This window comes from Conyzicola sp. (assembly GCF_046714715.1).
Lineage (GTDB): Bacteria > Actinomycetota > Actinomycetes > Actinomycetales > Microbacteriaceae > Conyzicola.
This window is the reverse complement of sequence record NZ_JBKKAD010000162.1, coordinates 1-14,303: the sequence shown is the minus strand read 5'-3', so window position 1 is coordinate 14,303 and position 14,303 is coordinate 1. Positions and strand designations below refer to the sequence as shown.

The following is a 14,303-nucleotide window of genomic DNA, read 5'->3' as shown; positions in this document are numbered from 1 at the left end:
TGGCGACCGGGTCAGCAGGCCAAAGCCGCCAAAATCATCCCAGCGAGTGACACGGGTCTTAGAACCCCAGCCGGCCGAGCTGCTTGGCGTCGCGCTGCCAGTCTTTCGCGACCTTCACGCGCAGCGAGAGGTACACCTGCTTGCCCACGAGCTTCTCGATCTCGTGGCGGGCCCGGGCGCCGACCTCCTGCAGGCGCTCGCCCTGATGGCCGATGATGATGCCCTTCTGGCTGTCGCGTTCGACGAACACGTTGGCGTAGATCTCGACCAGGTCTTTGTCGTCGCGCTCGATCATGTCGTCGACGGTCACGGCGATCGAGTGCGGCAGTTCGTCCATCACGCCCTCGAGTGTGGCCTCGCGGATGAGCTCGGAGACGCGCGACTCGAGTCCCTCGTCGGTCACGGCGTCGAGGGGGTAGAGCGGCGGCGACAGCGGCATGAGCTTGATGAGCTGGCCCATGAGCGTGTCGAGCTGGATGCGGCTGGTCGCCGAGATCGGGATGATCGCCTCCCAGTCCTCCCGCAGTTCCGAGATGGCGAGCAGCTGCTCGGCGACCGCGGGACGCGAGGCCGCGTCGATCTTGGTGACGATCGCCACCTTCTTCGCGCGCGGGAACGAATCGAGCTGCTCGCTGATGAAGCGGTCGCCGGGGCCGATCTTCTCGTTGGCCGGGAGGCAGAGGCCCACGACATCGACGTCGCCGAGCGTGGTCTGCACGATGCTGTTCAGGCGCTCGCCCAGCAGAGTGCGCGGGCGGTGCATGCCGGGGGTGTCCACCACGACGAGCTGGCCGTTCTTCTGGTGCACGATACCGCGGATGGCGCGGCGGGTGGTCTGCGGTTTGGAGCTCGTGATGGCGACCTTCTCGCCGACGAGCGCGTTGGTGAGCGTGGACTTGCCCACGTTGGGACGCCCGACGAAGGAGACGAATCCGGCTCGGAAGTCGGGGGAAGAGGTGCTGTCCACGATTAGTCGCTTTCTGTTGAACTGTCGGTTGCGCCCTCGAGAACGGCGGAGTGGTCGCGCTCCACGACCACGGTGGAGACGCGGCGGCGGCGGCCCTCCGTGCGGTCGGCGGTGAGGGTGAGCCCCGAGACGGTCGCGGTCGAACCCGCTATGGGAAGCCTACCGAGTGTCTTGGTGAGCAGACCGCCGACCGAGTCGACGTCGTCGTCGTCGAGCTCCATCGAGAACAGGTCGCCGAGCTCGTCGATGGGCAGCCGGGCGCTCACCCGGTAGACGCCGCCGCCGAGGTCGTCGACGTCGGGAACGTCGTGGTCGTATTCGTCGGAGATGTCGCCGACGAGCTCTTCGATGAGGTCTTCGAGCGTGACGAGGCCCGCGATTCCGCCGTACTCGTCGACGACCATCGCGAGGTGGTTCGACTCGAGCTGCATACGACGCAGCAGGCTGTCGGCCTTCTGCGATTCGGGCGCGAAGAGCACGGGTCGGGCGAGTTCGACGACGGTGAGCGTCTCGGCCCCGACCGGCTGCTCGTAGTTCAGGCGCGCGACGTCGCGCAGGTGCAGGATGCCGAGAACGTCGTCGACGTTCTCGCCGATCACCGGCATGCGGGACACCCCGCGGCTGAGGAAGATCGCCATGGCCGTGCCGATGGCCTCGTCGCCCTCGACCGTGATCATGTCGGTGCGCGGGATCATGACCTCGCGCGCCACCGTGTCGCTGAACTCGAAGATCGAGTGGATCAGCTCACGGTCGACCTCCTCGAGCACGTCGAGTTCGGTGGCCTCGTCGACCATGCTCAGCAGCTGTTCCTCGCTGGAGAAGGTGACCGACTTGGGCCGTCCGGGTGTGACCCGGTTGCCGACGGCGACGAGCGCGTTCGCGATAGGACCGAGAAAGAGCCGGATGCCACGGATGAGCGTCGCGGCGAAGCGCATGATGCCGCGCGGGTGCGCGCGGCCCACACTGCGCGGGCTCGAGCCGACGAGCACGAACGACGCCGCGGTCATGATGAGCGCCGACCAGAGCAGCGCGAGCCACCACTGTTCGATCGCGTAGGCGAACGACAGCGAGACGAGCACCGCCGCCGTCGTCTCCGACACGACGCGCATGAAGTTGAGCGCGTTGGCGTGGGTGCCGATGTCTGCGGAGATCGCCAGCATCGCCTTGCGCGACCGGCTCGACGACGCCAGGTCGACGAGGTCGGTGCGGCTCAGCACCCCGAGCGCCGCGTCCGCGGCAGCGAGTACACCGCCGAAGAGCACGAGCAGCACGGCGACGCTGACGAAGATCGCGATCATCACGGGCGACTACCTTCGTCGCTCGGCGAGGGTGAAGCCGACGAGGATGTCGCGCTGCAGCCCGAACATCTCCTTCTCGTCTTCCGGCTCGGCGTGGTCGAAGCCGAGCAGGTGAAGCAGGCCGTGCGTCGTGAGCATGAGCATCTCGTCGATCGGCGAGTGGCCGGCGGTCTCCGCCTGCTCGATCGCGACCTGGGGGCACAGCACGATGTCGCCGAGGAGTCCGGCGGGGGTGATGGCGTCTTCGGTGCCGGGGCGCAGTTCGTCCATCGGAAAGCTGAGCACGTCGGTGGGGCCCGGCTCGTCCATCCACTGCACATGCAGCTGCTCCATCGCGGCTTCGTCGACGAGGATGATCGACAGCTCCGCGTCCTGGTGCACGTGCAGTTCGTCGAGCGCGTACGTGATGAGGCGCTGCAGCGCTGGTTCGTCGACGGGGATGGCCGACTCGTTGTTGACTTCGATAGACATGTTCAGCGCTTCCGGGGGTTCTGGCGTTCGTAGTCGGCGCGCTGGCGCTCGGCGTCGAACTTGGTATAGGCGTCGACGATCTGTCCGACGAGATTGTGGCGCACGACGTCGGCGCTCGTGAGCGGCGCGAAGACGATGTCGTCCATGTCGTCGAGCACGTGGGTGACCAGCTGCAGTCCGCTCGCTCCGGTGGGGAGGTCGACCTGGGTGATGTCGCCGGTGACGACCATCTTCGACCCGAACCCGAGGCGGGTGAGGAACATCTTCATCTGCTCGGGCGTCGTGTTCTGGGCCTCGTCGAGCACGATGAACGCGTTATTGAGCGTGCGGCCGCGCATGTAGGCGAGCGGCGCCACCTCGATCGTGCCGGCCGCGAGCAGCTTAGGCACGATCTCGGGGTCCATCATCTCGTTCAGCGCGTCGTAGAGCGGGCGCAGGTAGGGGTCGATCTTGTCGTTCAGGCTCCCGGGGAGGAAGCCGAGACGCTCCCCCGCTTCGACGGCGGGCCGGGTCAGGATGATCCGTTCGACCTCTTTGCGCTGCAGCGCCTGCACTGCCTTCGCCATGGCGAGGTAGGTCTTGCCCGTTCCCGCCGGTCCGATGCCGAAGACGATGGTGTTCTCGTCGATCGCGTCGACGTAGGCCTTCTGGCCCAGCGTCTTCGGGCGCACGGTCTTGCCGCGGCTCGTGAGGATAGCCTGGCTGAGCAGGTCGGCGGGGCTGCCCGACTTCTCGCGCACGATCTTGGCCGACTGGGTGACCTCGGTATCGGAGAGGTCGACGCCGTTGCGGATCATCTGGATGAGCTCCTCGACCAGCAGCAGCGCCGGTTGTAGTTGATCGGGTCCGCCCTCGACCTCGGGGTCGACGGACAGGGTGATGCGGTTGCCGCGCACGAGCACGTTCACGAGCGGGAACTGGCGCTCGATCGTGTGGAGCAGGCGGTCCTGCGGACCGAGGAGCCGCACCATGGCGACGCCGTCGACCTCGAGGTCGACCCGGTTGAACGTGGGTTCGTACGTGCTGTTGTCGCTACTCGACAAGGGTGCCTTCCGTGAGTTTCAGACCAGGCGCGTTGGTGCCCATGACGTGGGCGTGCACGTGGAAAACGGTTTGGCCGGCGCTCTCGCCGGTATTGAATACGAGACGGAATTCTCCGCCGGTGTGCTCGTCGGCGAGCGACTGCGCCACGGCGACGACATCGGCGAGAAGCGCGGGGTCTCCCGCGGCGAGCTCGGCGACGTTGCGGTACTGCTGCGACTTCGGCACCACGAGCAGGTGCACGGGGGCCTTCGGCGCGATGTCGCGGATCGCGATGACCGAGTCGCTTTCGAACACGATCTCGGCGGGGATCTCGCGCGCGATGATTCTCGTAAAGACGGAGGGTTCGGTGTTCGACATACGTCCAGCTTAAACGCTGGGGCTCACCAACGCCCGAGTTTCGCGTTCAGCACAGCGATCGCCGCCGGACCGGCGGTGGAGGTGCGCAGCACGGTGTCGCCGAGGCGCACGAGCGTGGCGCCGGCAGCGGTGAGCGCCGCCAGTTCGTTCGGGGCGATGCCGCCCTCCGGCCCCACCACGAGCACGATGTCCCGGTCGTCGGGCTCGAGGGCGCTCAACGCCACCTGCGCGGTGGGTTCGAGCACGAGCATCCGCACCTCTGCCGCCAATTTCGACAACTGGTTCGTCGACACCAGGTCGAGCACGTCGGGCAGCCACGGGCGGATCGACTGCTTGGTCGCCTCACGAACGATCGCGGTCCAGCGGTCGTGGCCCTTGGCGACCTTCGCGCCCTCCCAGCGGGAGATCGACCGGCCCGCGGTCCACGGGATGACGCCGTCGATGCCGAGTTCGGTCGCGGCCTGCACGGCGAGCTCGTCGCGGTCGCCCTTGGCGAGCGCCTGGGCGAGGAAGATCGCGGGCTGCACGCGCGGCGCCTCGGTGACCACAGCGACCTCGATCGCAAGTTCGGTGTGCTCGGCCGTGACAACCGGGCCGGAGACCACGAGGCCGCGGCCGTTGCCGATCGACACCGTCTCGCCGACCGCGAGGCGGCTCACGGTGACGGCGTGCCGCGCCTCGGGGCCGTCGACCGAGACGCGGGCGCCGACCGTGGCGGTCGACACCAGCTCGTTCAGGTAGAAATGGGCCATCTATCGGGTCGTCTCAGCCGGCTCAGACGTGCAGGAAGCGGTCGCGCAGCTTCGCGAACAGGCCCTGCTGGAACTCGGCGAGGTGCGGGGCCTTCGACTTGTGGCTGCCGGCGAACTGGCGCATCAGCTCCTGCTCCTTGCCGCTCAGCTTGGTGGGCGTCACCACCTGCACGCCGATCTTCAGGTCGCCGCGGCCGCCGCCGCGCAGCTTCGAGACGCCCCGGTCTTTCACCGTGATGATGTCGGCGCTCTGCGTTCCGGGCTTCAGCTCGAGGTCGAGTTCGCCGTCGAGGGCGTCGACGCGCACGCGCGAACCCAGCACGGCGTCGACCATGCTCACCTCGAGCGTCGCCATGAGGTCGTCGCCGTTGCGGCTGTAGACCTCGTGGTGCTTCACCTTGATCTCGAGGTAGAGGTCGCCGTTGGCGCCGCCGGCGGGGCCGACCTCGCCCTGGTTCGGCAGCTGCAGGCGCAGGCCGGTGTCGACTCCGGCGGGGATGTCGACGGTCATCTTGCGGGTCGCGCGAACGCGGCCCTGGCCGGCGCAGGTGGGGCACGGGCTGGGGATGACGGTGCCGTAGCCGCGGCAGGTGCCGCAGGGGCTGGAGGTCATGATGTTGCCGAGCAGGCTGCGCACGGCGCGCTGGATCTGGCCGGAACCGTGGCAGATGTCGCAGACGACGGCGCGGGTGCCGGGGGCGCAGCAGGTGCCCTCGCAGGTGTCGCAGAGGATCGCCGTGTTCACCTCGAGGTCGCGCTTGGTGCCGAAGATGACCTCGTCGAGGTCGACCTCGACGCGCAGCAGCGCGTCGCCGCCGCGCTCCTTGCGTGAGCGCGGTGCCGCGCCGCTTCCGCCGCCGCCGGGTGCTCCCCCGCCGAAGAAGGTGTCGAAGATGTCGCTGAAGCCGCCGAAGCCCTGCGCGCCGCCGCCGAATCCGGCGCTGCCGCCCTGGTCGTACTCCTGGCGTTGGCGCGGGTCGCTGAGCACGTCGTAGGCGTGCGTCACCGACTTGAACCGGTCGGACGCGCTCGGCTCGGGGTTCACGTCGGGGTGGAACTCGCGCGCGAGCTTCCGGTAGGCCTTCTTGATTTCTTCGGGCGAGGCGCTCTTGTCGACGCCGAGTACTTCGTAGTGGTCAGCCACAGTTAGTTGTCAATCCTCACGGTGTTCGTTCCCGGCGGTTATTCGTCGCCGAGCAGTCTGGTCAGGTAGCGGGCGACTGCTCGCACCGCCGCCATGTTGTTGGAGTAGTCCATGCGGGTCGGGCCGAGCACGCCGAGCCGGGCAATGCCGCCGCCCGACGACGTGTAGCCGCTCGAGAGCACCGAGGTCTGGCCGAGGCCGAACTCGGCGTTCTCGCGGCCGATCGTCACGGCCACGCCGTGGTGGTCGCCGTCGACCTCGCCGAAGAGCTTGAGCAGGGTCACCTGCTCTTCGATTGCCTCGAGCACCGGGAAGATGCTGCCGTCGAAGTCGTCTTCGGTGCGCACGAGGTTCGCCGCACCGGCCATAAGCAGCCGGTCTTGGCGGTTCTCGAGCGTCTGGCCGATAAGCGTGCGCGCCACCTGGGCTACGACCTCGCGGCGTTCGGGAGCGAAGTGCTCGCCGATGGTCGTGAGCTTCTCCGCGGCATCCGAAAGAAGCAGTCCGCTCAGGGTGGCGTTGAGTCCGGTGCGCAGTTCGCCGAGGAAGACGTCGTCGATATCGGATGACACGTCGACGAGTTTCTGCTCGACCCGGCCGGTGTCCGTGATGAAGACGGTCATGAGCCGGCGCGGCGCGAGAGGCACGAGCTCGATGTGGCGCACGCGCGACCGGGTGAGGGTCGGGTACTGAACGAGCGCGACCTGGTGGGTCAATTGCGACAGCAGGCGCACGGTGCGGGCGAGAACGTCGTCGAGGTCGATCGACTGGCCGAGGAAGGTCTCGATCGCCTGGCGCTGGGCACCGCTGAGGGGGCGGAGGTCGGCCAGCTGGTCGACGAAGACGCGGTAGCCCTTGTCGGTGGGAACACGCCCCGACGAGGTGTGCGGGGCGACGATGAGCTCTTCTTCTTCGAGCAGCGCCATGTCGTTGCGGATCGTCGCCGCCGATACGCCGAACGCGTGCCGCTCGACGATGGACTTCGAGCCGACGGGCTCGCGGGAGGCGACGTAGTCCTGCACGATGACGCGGAGGACTTCGAGGCTGCGATCGGAAACCATCCCACCACCGCCCTTCACCGTTCGCTGCGCGCCCGCTGGCACTCGATCAACCTGACTGCCAATTGTAACTCGTGTGCCGCTTCAGGAGGTTTGCGCGCGCGGTTCCCGCACGCTACGTTGTGCTAGTGCCAGCGTCCACCCCCGAACGGGGGTCGCGCCTAGCGGCATCCGAAAGGCTCCCACCACAGTGATGTCCGACGCCTCCTCCCACCCCCGTGGCCGGGCCTTCTCTGCGACCGACGACAAGATGTGGGCGACGGTCGCGCATTTCGGCGGCGTTCTCTGGTTCGTCCCGTCGCTCGTGGTCTACCTGCTGACGCGCGGCCGACAGTCGCGCGCCCGACAGGAATCGAAGGAAGCGCTCAACTGGCAGATCACGTTCACGGCCGTCTACGCCGTCGTTATGGGTGTCGAGGCCGCGATCGCGGCGGTGCTGCTGCTCACGCCCGTCGCGGTGATGCTGCCCGTGCTCGCCGTACTGCCCACGGCCCTCTACATCGCCAACGCGGTGCTCTCGATCAGGGCCGGCCTGCGGGTGAATGCCGACGGTTCGTTCCGGTATCCGCTCTCCATACGCCTGATCCGATAGCGACATCGCCGAAAGTCTTGCGCACAGCGACCTCCCATACTGCTTTAATGAGCGCATGACAGACGCGACCCCTCCCACCAATCCCTACCAGGCACCGGCTCAGCCGCTCAGCCCCAGCGACGAACGACTGTGGGCCACGCTCATCCACATCGGCGGCATCTTCTTCAGCTTCATTCCGCCGCTCATCGGCTACCTCGTGCTCAAAGACCGCGGCGCCTTCATCCGGGCCCACTCGCTCACCGCACTCAACTTCCAGTTGACCATGCTGATCGCGATCGTTGTCGGGTACCTGCTGACGCTCGTGCTCATCGGCTTCCTCGTGCTTCTCGCCGCCTACATCGTCATCATCATCTTCAGCATCATCGCCGCGATCGCCGCCAACAAGGGCGAGCAGTACAAGTACCCGCTCACGATCCAGTTCATCAAGTAGTCAGTCGGGCAACCAGCTCACGCCTCGAGTAGGCGTCGCACTACGGCGTCAGCCAGCAGCCGCCCGCGCAGGGTCAGTTCCACCGATCCGCGCAGGGCGGCTGTCGCGTTAACCAGCTCGTCGGCTATCAGCCCCGCCACCGCGACACGGCCGGCCGGCTCGAGCTCGTCGATGCGCAGGCCCTCCCGGATGCGGGTGAGCAGCAGCACGCGCTCGACCCGGCGCGTCTCGGCGTCGAGCGTCTCCCGGCCGGCGGCGGGCGAGAGACCGGCGAGGATGCGGTCGGCGTAGGCGGCGGGGTGCTTCACGTTCCACCAGCGCACGCCGCCCACGTGGCTGTGCGCGCCGGGCCCGATGCCCCACCAGTCGTGCCCCTGCCAGTAGGCCAGGTTGTGCCGTGACCGGTCGCCGGCGGTGCGCGCCCAGTTGCTCACCTCGTACCACTCGTAGCCGGCGGCGGCGAGCTTCGCATCGAGCAGCTCGTACATGTCGGCCTGCACGTCGTCGCTCGGCTCGGCGACCTCGCCCCGGCGGATCTGCCGCGCGAGCTTGGTGCCGTCTTCGATGATCAGCGCGTACGCCGACACGTGGTCGGGGTTCTCGGCGAGCACGGCGTCGATCGAGGCGCTCCAGTCGGCGAGCGACTCCCCCGGCGTGCCGTAGATGAGGTCGAGGCTGACCCGCAGCCCCGCCTCGCGCGCCCACGCGACGACGAGCGGGATGCGCGCCGGGTCGTGGGTGCGTTCGAGGGTCGCGAGCACGTGCGGCACGGCCGACTGCATGCCGAACGACACGCGGGTGAACCCGGCGGCCTTGAGCGCGAAGAGGTAGTCGCGGTCGACCGAGTCGGGGTTCGCCTCGGTCGTCACCTCGGCGCCCGGCGCGAGCCCCCACGCCACGACGATCGCGGCGAGCATCTCGGCGAGGTCGGTCACGGGCAGCAGAGTCGGGGTGCCGCCGCCGAAGAACACGGTCGTGGCCGCGCGCTCGGGCAGACCGCTCGCCTCGAGCACGTGGCTCGCGAGCGCGACCTCCTCGATCGCCTGTCCCGCATAGTCGCTGCGCTTGGCGCCGCGCAGTTCCTCGGAGGTATAGGTGTTGAAGTCGCAGTACCCGCAGCGCACGCGGCAGAACGGAACGTGCACGTAGATGCCGAGGTTACGGGTGGCCGCGTCATCCGTCACCGAGAGGGGAAGGAGACCGTCGGCGGGCGCCGGATCGGCGAGGGGAAGGGCGCTGGGCATTGTCTGATTCTCTCACCCGGCGCCTGGCCGCGCCGCGACTAGTCGAGCGGGCCGGCCAGCGCGCGCAGGTAGCGGCGGGTGTAGAACCACTGGGTTACCCGCAGCACCGGGGCGACTATCCACCAGTACCAGGTGGCGGGCCGCGAGAAGGCGCGGATCACGATCCAGACCGAGCCGTCGTCGTTCTGCTCGACGATGAACGCCTCTTCGCCGTCTTCCGGATGCCCGGGCAGGGTTCCGTAGGCGAAGCCGCGACGCTGCGGCTCGTCGACCACGTAGACGACACGGGCGGGGGCCTTGACCCAGACGGGCCAGAACCGGATGCCCAGGAGAACCGTGTCGCCCGGGGCGATATAGGGGGTCCCGTCGGCGCCGAACACCTTTTCGCCCTCGAGCGAGATGTGCGAGGGCTTCACCGGTTCGCCCGACGCGTCGAAGCTCACGGGCGTGTAGGTGAGCTCGCTCACGTACCCGGGCGTGTGGCTCGTCTCGACGCGGAAACCGCTGTTGCGTTGGATGGCCCAGCTGAAGACTCCGGCCGACGCCCAGGCGAACCGGGCGTCCCCGTGGCCGATGCGCATCCGCTTCTCGAGCGGGCGGTACCCGGCCGGCGGATACTGCAGGAGATCGGGCGCCTGGGTGGCACCGACCGCGCCATAACTGACGGGACGGCTCCAGAGCTCGGTGGCGACCACCTACTTCTCTTTCTTTTTCGCTTCCGTGTCGCCCGTGAGCGCGGCGACGAACGCCTCCTGCGGGACCTCGACACGACCGACCATCTTCATGCGCTTCTTGCCCTCTTTCTGCTTCTCGAGGAGCTTGCGCTTGCGGGTGATGTCACCGCCGTAGCACTTGGCGAGAACGTCTTTGCGCATGGCGCTGATCGACTCGCGGGCGATGATGCGGGCTCCGATGGCGGCCTGGATCGGCACCTCGAACTGCTGGCGCGGGATGAGCTTCTTGAGGCGCTCGGTCATCAGCACGCCATAGGCGTAGGCCTTGTCGCGGTGCACGATCGCGCTGAACGCGTCGACGGCCTCGCCCTGCAGCAGGATGTCGACCTTCACGAGGTCGGCCTCCTGGTCGCCGATGGGCTCGTAGTCGAGGCTCGCGTAGCCGGCGGTCTTGCTCTTCAGCTGGTCGAAGAAGTCGAACACGATCTCGCCGAGCGGCATCGTGTAGTGCAGTTCGACGCGGTCCTCGCCCACGTACTCCATGCCCTGCATGGTGCCGCGGCGGCCCTGGCAGAGTTCCATGACGGTGCCGACGAAGTCCTTCGGCAGCAGGATCGACGCCTTCACGACGGGCTCGCGCACCGAGGCGATCTTGCCGCCGGGGAACTCGCTCGGGTTGGTGACGGTGACGGTCTTCTTGTCGTCGGTCGTGACCTCGTAGATCACGCTGGGAGCGGTGGCGATGAGGTCGATGCCGAACTCGCGCTCGAGGCGCTCGGTGATGATCTCGAGGTGCAACAGGCCGAGGAAGCCGCAGCGGAAGCCGAAGCCGAGCGCCACCGAGGTCTCGGGCTCGTAGACGAGCGCGGCGTCGGAGAGCTTGAGCTTGTCTAGAGCCTCACGCAGCAGCGGGTAGTCGCTGCCGTCGATCGGGTACAGACCGGAGAACACCATGGGCATCGGCTCGGCGTAGCCCTTGAGGGCGACGGTGGCGGGCTTCGCGAAGCTCGTGACGGTGTCACCGACCTTCGAGAGGCGCACGTCTTTCACGCCCGTGATCAGGTAGCCGACCTCGCCGACGCCGAGGCCCTTGGTCGGGGTCGGCTCGGGGGCGCTCACGCCGATCTCCAGCACTTCGTGCGCGCTCTTGGTGCTCATCATCATGATCTTCTCGCGCGGGTTGATCTTGCCGTCGATCATGCGCACGTAGGTGATGACGCCGCGGTAGGCGTCGTAGACCGAGTCGAAGATCATCGCGCGGGCCGGGGCGTTCGCGTCGCCCTTCGGTGCCGGGATGAGGCGGGTGGCCTGGTCGAGCAGTTCGGGCACGCCGACGCCGGTCTTGCCCGAGACCAGCAGGATGTCTTCGGGCTTGCAGCCGATGAGCCCGACGATCTCCTTGATGTACTTCTCGGGATCGGCGGCGGGCAGGTCGATCTTGTTGAGCACGGGGATGATCGTGAGGTCGTTCTCGAGAGCGAGGTAGAGGTTCGCGAGGGTCTGCGCCTCGATGCCCTGGGCCGCGTCGACGAGCAGGATCGCGCCCTCGCAGGCGGCGAGCGAGCGCGACACCTCGTAGGTGAAGTCGACGTGGCCGGGGGTGTCGATCATGTTCAGCGCGTAGGTCTGGCCGTCGAGCTCCCACGGCATACGCACGGCCTGGCTCTTGATCGTGATGCCGCGTTCACGCTCGATGTCCATGCGGTCGAGGTACTGCGCGCGCATGTCGCGGTCGCTCACCACCCCCGTGATCTGGAGCATGCGGTCGGCAAGGGTCGACTTGCCATGGTCGATGTGGGCGATGATGCAGAAGTTGCGGATGAACGCCGGATCGGTGGAAGCGGGCTCGAGGGCCGTGAGTGCGCGGGGAGACATTTGCTGCAATTGTCCCACGAGAGTGGGGTGCGGCGTGCGCAGGCGTTCCGGGAACGGCCTCTAGAACAGCCCGACGAAGAAGAACGGCAGCGTGAAGAGCACTCCGAAGAAGCCGGCGACGACCCAGCCGAACGCCATGACGGCGCCGAGCACGATGCCCCACACGGCGAGGGTGTGGCCGGTGGGTTCGCGGCGGTAGCCGAGCACTCCGACCACGATCGCGGCGATCGGCACGATGAAGGTGTAGCCGAGCAGCACGGAGGCGATGCCGAGCACGAGGGCGATGACGCTGAGGTTTCTCGACTCGGCGTAGACCGGAGTCGGGGTGGCGGCGGTGGCCGCCGCGGCGGGTAGCGCGGGTGTGTCTGTCATGTCATCAAGGCTAGGCACCCGGCATCCGCCTCACCATCGGGGTATCCCCCGGTTAACCGGTCAGGGTCGCGCCGTCGGTGATGTCGCGCAGCGCCGGCTCGAGCTGCGGGAAGCGGAACTCGAAGCCCGCCTCGAGCAGGCGGCTCGGCAGAACCCAGCGGCTCTTCAGCAGCAGTTCGGTCTCGCTGCGGATGGCGAACGAGCCGATCTCGAGCGCCCACCAGTTCAGCGGCAGCCCGAAACGGGCACCGACGACCCGGCGCAAAGTCGCCATCAGTTCGCGGTTCTGCACGGGGTTCGGTGACGAGATGTTGATCGGACCGTCGATCGAGGCGTCGTCTCGGATGAACCGGACCGCACGGTACACGTCGTCGATGTGCACCCAGGAGAACATCTGGCGTCCGCCGCGGGTCCTGCCGCCGTGCTGGGTGCCGCCGAGGCCGAACCGGGCGAGGTTCCGCAGCGGGGTCAGCGCGGAGCCGTCGCCGAGCACGATCGCCATGCGCAGGGCGGCCTGGCGCACGCCCGGGCGCGTGTGGGCGAAGAACTCGCGCTCCCACGACGTGGCGACGTTGACCGAGAAGCCCGAGCGGATCTGCCCGTCGTCGGTCATCGGTCGGTCGTCGGAGTGCCGGTAGATCGTGGCGGTGCTCGCGTTCAGCCAGAGCGACGGCGGCGAGGCCACGGCCTCGACGGCGCGGCCGAGCTCGCCCGTGGTCAGCAGCCGCGAGCTGAAGATCGCGGCCTTGTTCTTCTCGGTGTAGCGGCAGTTGACGCTCTTGCCGGCGAGGTTGAGCAGCACGTCGGCGCCGTCGATGGCCCGTTCGAGCGCCGCGGTGTCGCCCCACGCCACATCGGCGCCGGAGCGTCCGACGGTGACCACGGTGTCGCCGTCTTCGGCGAAGCGGCGGGCGAAGTAGCGCCCCATGAACCCGCTGGCACCGGCGATGACGACGCGGCGGCCGCTCACGCGAGCCCGCCCGGGGCCGGGATGCGGCCGAGGCCCTCGAGCAGCTGCGTCTCGTCGGTCGCGAGGCAGACGCGGATCCAGCCCTCGCCCGAGCGGCCGAACGCGCTGCCGGGCGCCACCGCCACCCGCTTCTCGAGCAGGAAGCTCTCGGCCCACTCGGCCACGTCGCCGCGGCTCACATGGCTCACGTCGATCCAGAGGTAGAACGCGCCGGTCGGGGGCAGGTAGCGGATGCCGCGGGCGTCGAGCGCGGTGGTGGCCGCGACGAGGTTCGCGCGGTAATGCGCCTTCGCGGCGGCGACGTGCGAGTGGTCGCCCGTGAGGGCGGCGAGGGCGGCGAACTGGCCGGGAGTGCTGACGCAGCTGATGGTCGCTTCCTGCACGGTGCGCATCGTGGCGGCGAGGCCGGGCGGGGTCACGAGGTAGCCGACCCGGATGCCGGTCATGGCGTAGGTCTTCGAGAGCGAGAAGGCCGAGAACACCCTGCTCGGCTGGCCGCCGTCGGCGGACTCGAGGCTCGCGATGCTCACGTGCTTATCGCCGTAGGTGAAGTACTCGTAGACCTCGTCGCTGATGATCCACAGGTCGTGACGCTGTGCGAACTCGAGCAGCTCGCGAAGCACCTCCTCGGGGAAGATCGCCCCGAGCGGGTTCGACGGCGAGTTGACGATGAGCACGCGGGTGCGCTCGGTGACGAGGCTCTCGAGCTCGTCGATGCTCGGCAGGAAGCCGCGCTCCGGCAGCAGCGAGTACGGGATCGGGTGCGCGTCGAGCATGCGCACGCCCATGGTGAAGGTCGTGTAGCCGGGGTCGGGGATGAGCGCCTCATCGCCGGCCTGCAGCGTCAGCGTCATGGCCTGGTAGAGCGCCTGTGTCGCGCCGACCGTCACCCAGACCCGCTCGGTGGCGACGTGGATGTCGTTCTCGCGGGCGAGCTTGCCGACGATCGCCTCGCGCAGCGGCGCGATGCCGCCGTTCGCCGTGTAGTTGGTCTCGTCGGCATCCCATGCCGCCTTCGCCGCGGCCGCGATGTGCGGCGCGACAGGCATGTCGGG

General features: G+C 68.2%; 16 protein-coding genes. 2 read left to right on the top strand and 14 right to left on the bottom strand.

Translation table 11 applies throughout. The features are described from left to right. Window positions 1-58: 58 nt before the first annotated feature. The 8 genes from era to hrcA form a co-directional block, all read right to left on the bottom strand. A complete protein-coding gene (era, locus tag ACLQ6X_RS12110) occupies window positions 59-967 on the bottom strand; it encodes a GTPase Era (RefSeq protein ID WP_411700403.1) in 909 nt (302 codons plus the stop codon). A 2-nt stretch (window positions 968-969) separates the two neighbouring features. Further along, entirely contained in the window at window positions 970-2,265 is a 1,296-nt protein-coding gene (locus tag ACLQ6X_RS12105; protein ID WP_411700402.1) for a hemolysin family protein, read from the bottom strand. 9 nt (window positions 2,266-2,274) lie between these two features. After that, window positions 2,275-2,736 (bottom strand): rRNA maturation RNase YbeY, encoded by a 462-nt coding sequence (gene ybeY / locus ACLQ6X_RS12100; RefSeq protein ID WP_411700401.1) that lies wholly within the window; start codon window positions 2,734-2,736, stop codon window positions 2,275-2,277. A 2-nt stretch (window positions 2,737-2,738) separates the two neighbouring features. Continuing rightward, a complete protein-coding gene (locus ACLQ6X_RS12095) occupies window positions 2,739-3,707 on the bottom strand; it encodes a PhoH family protein (RefSeq protein WP_411700419.1) in 969 nt (322 codons plus the stop codon). Between the two features lie 61 nt (window positions 3,708-3,768). Further along, window positions 3,769-4,137: a histidine triad nucleotide-binding protein gene (locus ACLQ6X_RS12090; protein WP_411700400.1), complete on the bottom strand. Its 369-nt coding sequence runs from the start codon at window positions 4,135-4,137 to the stop codon at window positions 3,769-3,771. A 23-nt stretch (window positions 4,138-4,160) separates the two neighbouring features. Beyond that, window positions 4,161-4,889, bottom strand: a complete 729-nt coding sequence (locus tag ACLQ6X_RS12085; RefSeq protein WP_411700399.1) for a 16S rRNA (uracil(1498)-N(3))-methyltransferase — start codon at window positions 4,887-4,889, stop codon at window positions 4,161-4,163. Window positions 4,890-4,911: 22 nt separating this feature from the next. Further along, a complete protein-coding gene (dnaJ, locus tag ACLQ6X_RS12080) occupies window positions 4,912-6,033 on the bottom strand; it encodes a molecular chaperone DnaJ (RefSeq protein ID WP_411700398.1) in 1,122 nt (373 codons plus the stop codon). Between the two features lie 38 nt (window positions 6,034-6,071). Continuing rightward, window positions 6,072-7,094, bottom strand: coding sequence for a heat-inducible transcriptional repressor HrcA (gene hrcA / locus ACLQ6X_RS12075; protein WP_411700397.1), 1,023 nt, complete (start codon window positions 7,092-7,094; stop codon window positions 6,072-6,074). A 190-nt stretch (window positions 7,095-7,284) separates the two neighbouring features. On the opposite strand from hrcA, the gene ACLQ6X_RS12070 reads away from it, so the two are divergent. Together ACLQ6X_RS12070 and ACLQ6X_RS12065 are read left to right on the top strand one after the other, a co-directional pair. Then, on the top strand, window positions 7,285-7,683 hold the full coding sequence (locus tag ACLQ6X_RS12070) for a DUF4870 domain-containing protein (protein WP_411700418.1): 399 nt from the start codon (window positions 7,285-7,287) through the stop codon (window positions 7,681-7,683). Between the two features lie 55 nt (window positions 7,684-7,738). After that, window positions 7,739-8,113 carry a DUF4870 domain-containing protein gene (locus tag ACLQ6X_RS12065; RefSeq protein ID WP_411700396.1) on the top strand — a complete coding sequence of 125 codons (375 nt, stop codon included), beginning with the start codon at window positions 7,739-7,741 and terminating at the stop codon, window positions 8,111-8,113. A gap of 17 nt (window positions 8,114-8,130) precedes the next feature. Here the strand turns inward: ACLQ6X_RS12065 and hemW are convergent, their stop codons facing one another. The 6 genes from hemW to ACLQ6X_RS12035 all read right to left on the bottom strand — a co-directional run. Then, complete coding sequence (gene hemW, locus ACLQ6X_RS12060) at window positions 8,131-9,357, bottom strand: radical SAM family heme chaperone HemW (protein WP_411700395.1); 1,227 nt, start codon at window positions 9,355-9,357, stop codon at window positions 8,131-8,133. Between the two features lie 38 nt (window positions 9,358-9,395). Beyond that, complete coding sequence (locus ACLQ6X_RS12055; RefSeq protein WP_411700394.1) at window positions 9,396-10,052, bottom strand: DUF1990 family protein; 657 nt, start codon at window positions 10,050-10,052, stop codon at window positions 9,396-9,398. Beyond that, on the bottom strand, window positions 10,053-11,906 hold the full coding sequence (lepA, locus tag ACLQ6X_RS12050; protein ID WP_411700393.1) for a translation elongation factor 4: 1,854 nt from the start codon (window positions 11,904-11,906) through the stop codon (window positions 10,053-10,055). It abuts the gene before it with no gap. 60 nt (window positions 11,907-11,966) lie between these two features. Beyond that, on the bottom strand, window positions 11,967-12,278 hold the full coding sequence (locus tag ACLQ6X_RS12045; protein WP_411700392.1) for a DUF4190 domain-containing protein: 312 nt from the start codon (window positions 12,276-12,278) through the stop codon (window positions 11,967-11,969). A 52-nt stretch (window positions 12,279-12,330) separates the two neighbouring features. Continuing rightward, window positions 12,331-13,248, bottom strand: coding sequence for a TIGR01777 family oxidoreductase (locus tag ACLQ6X_RS12040; RefSeq protein WP_411700391.1), 918 nt, complete (start codon window positions 13,246-13,248; stop codon window positions 12,331-12,333). Next, a partial coding sequence (locus ACLQ6X_RS12035) for a pyridoxal phosphate-dependent aminotransferase (RefSeq protein ID WP_411700390.1) occupies window positions 13,245-14,303 on the bottom strand: 1,059 nt, incomplete at its 5' end. The genes ACLQ6X_RS12035 and ACLQ6X_RS12040, both read right to left, overlap by 4 nt.

Bases quoted from the DNA above. Each gene is read 5' to 3' on its own strand.
- ACLQ6X_RS12045 (WP_411700392.1), bottom strand. From the start codon at position 12,278: ATGACAGACACACCCGCGCTACCCGCCGCGGCGGCCACCGCCGCCACC.
- ybeY (WP_411700401.1), bottom strand. From the start codon at position 2,736: ATGTCTATCGAAGTCAACAACGAGTCGGCCATCCCCGTCGACGAACCA.
- ACLQ6X_RS12090 (WP_411700400.1), bottom strand. From the start codon at position 4,137: ATGTCGAACACCGAACCCTCCGTCTTTACGAGAATCATCGCGCGCGAG.
- ACLQ6X_RS12105 (WP_411700402.1), bottom strand. From the start codon at position 2,265: ATGATCGCGATCTTCGTCAGCGTCGCCGTGCTGCTCGTGCTCTTCGGC.
- lepA (WP_411700393.1), bottom strand. From the start codon at position 11,906: ATGTCTCCCCGCGCACTCACGGCCCTCGAGCCCGCTTCCACCGATCCG.
- hemW (WP_411700395.1), bottom strand. From the start codon at position 9,357: ATGCCCAGCGCCCTTCCCCTCGCCGATCCGGCGCCCGCCGACGGTCTC.
- hrcA (WP_411700397.1), bottom strand. From the start codon at position 7,094: ATGGTTTCCGATCGCAGCCTCGAAGTCCTCCGCGTCATCGTGCAGGAC.
- ACLQ6X_RS12085 (WP_411700399.1), bottom strand. From the start codon at position 4,889: ATGGCCCATTTCTACCTGAACGAGCTGGTGTCGACCGCCACGGTCGGC.
- ACLQ6X_RS12070 (WP_411700418.1), top strand. From the start codon at position 7,285: ATGTCCGACGCCTCCTCCCACCCCCGTGGCCGGGCCTTCTCTGCGACC.
- ACLQ6X_RS12065 (WP_411700396.1), top strand. From the start codon at position 7,739: ATGACAGACGCGACCCCTCCCACCAATCCCTACCAGGCACCGGCTCAG.
- ACLQ6X_RS12095 (WP_411700419.1), bottom strand. From the start codon at position 3,707: ATGGTGCGGCTCCTCGGTCCGCAGGACCGCCTGCTCCACACGATCGAG.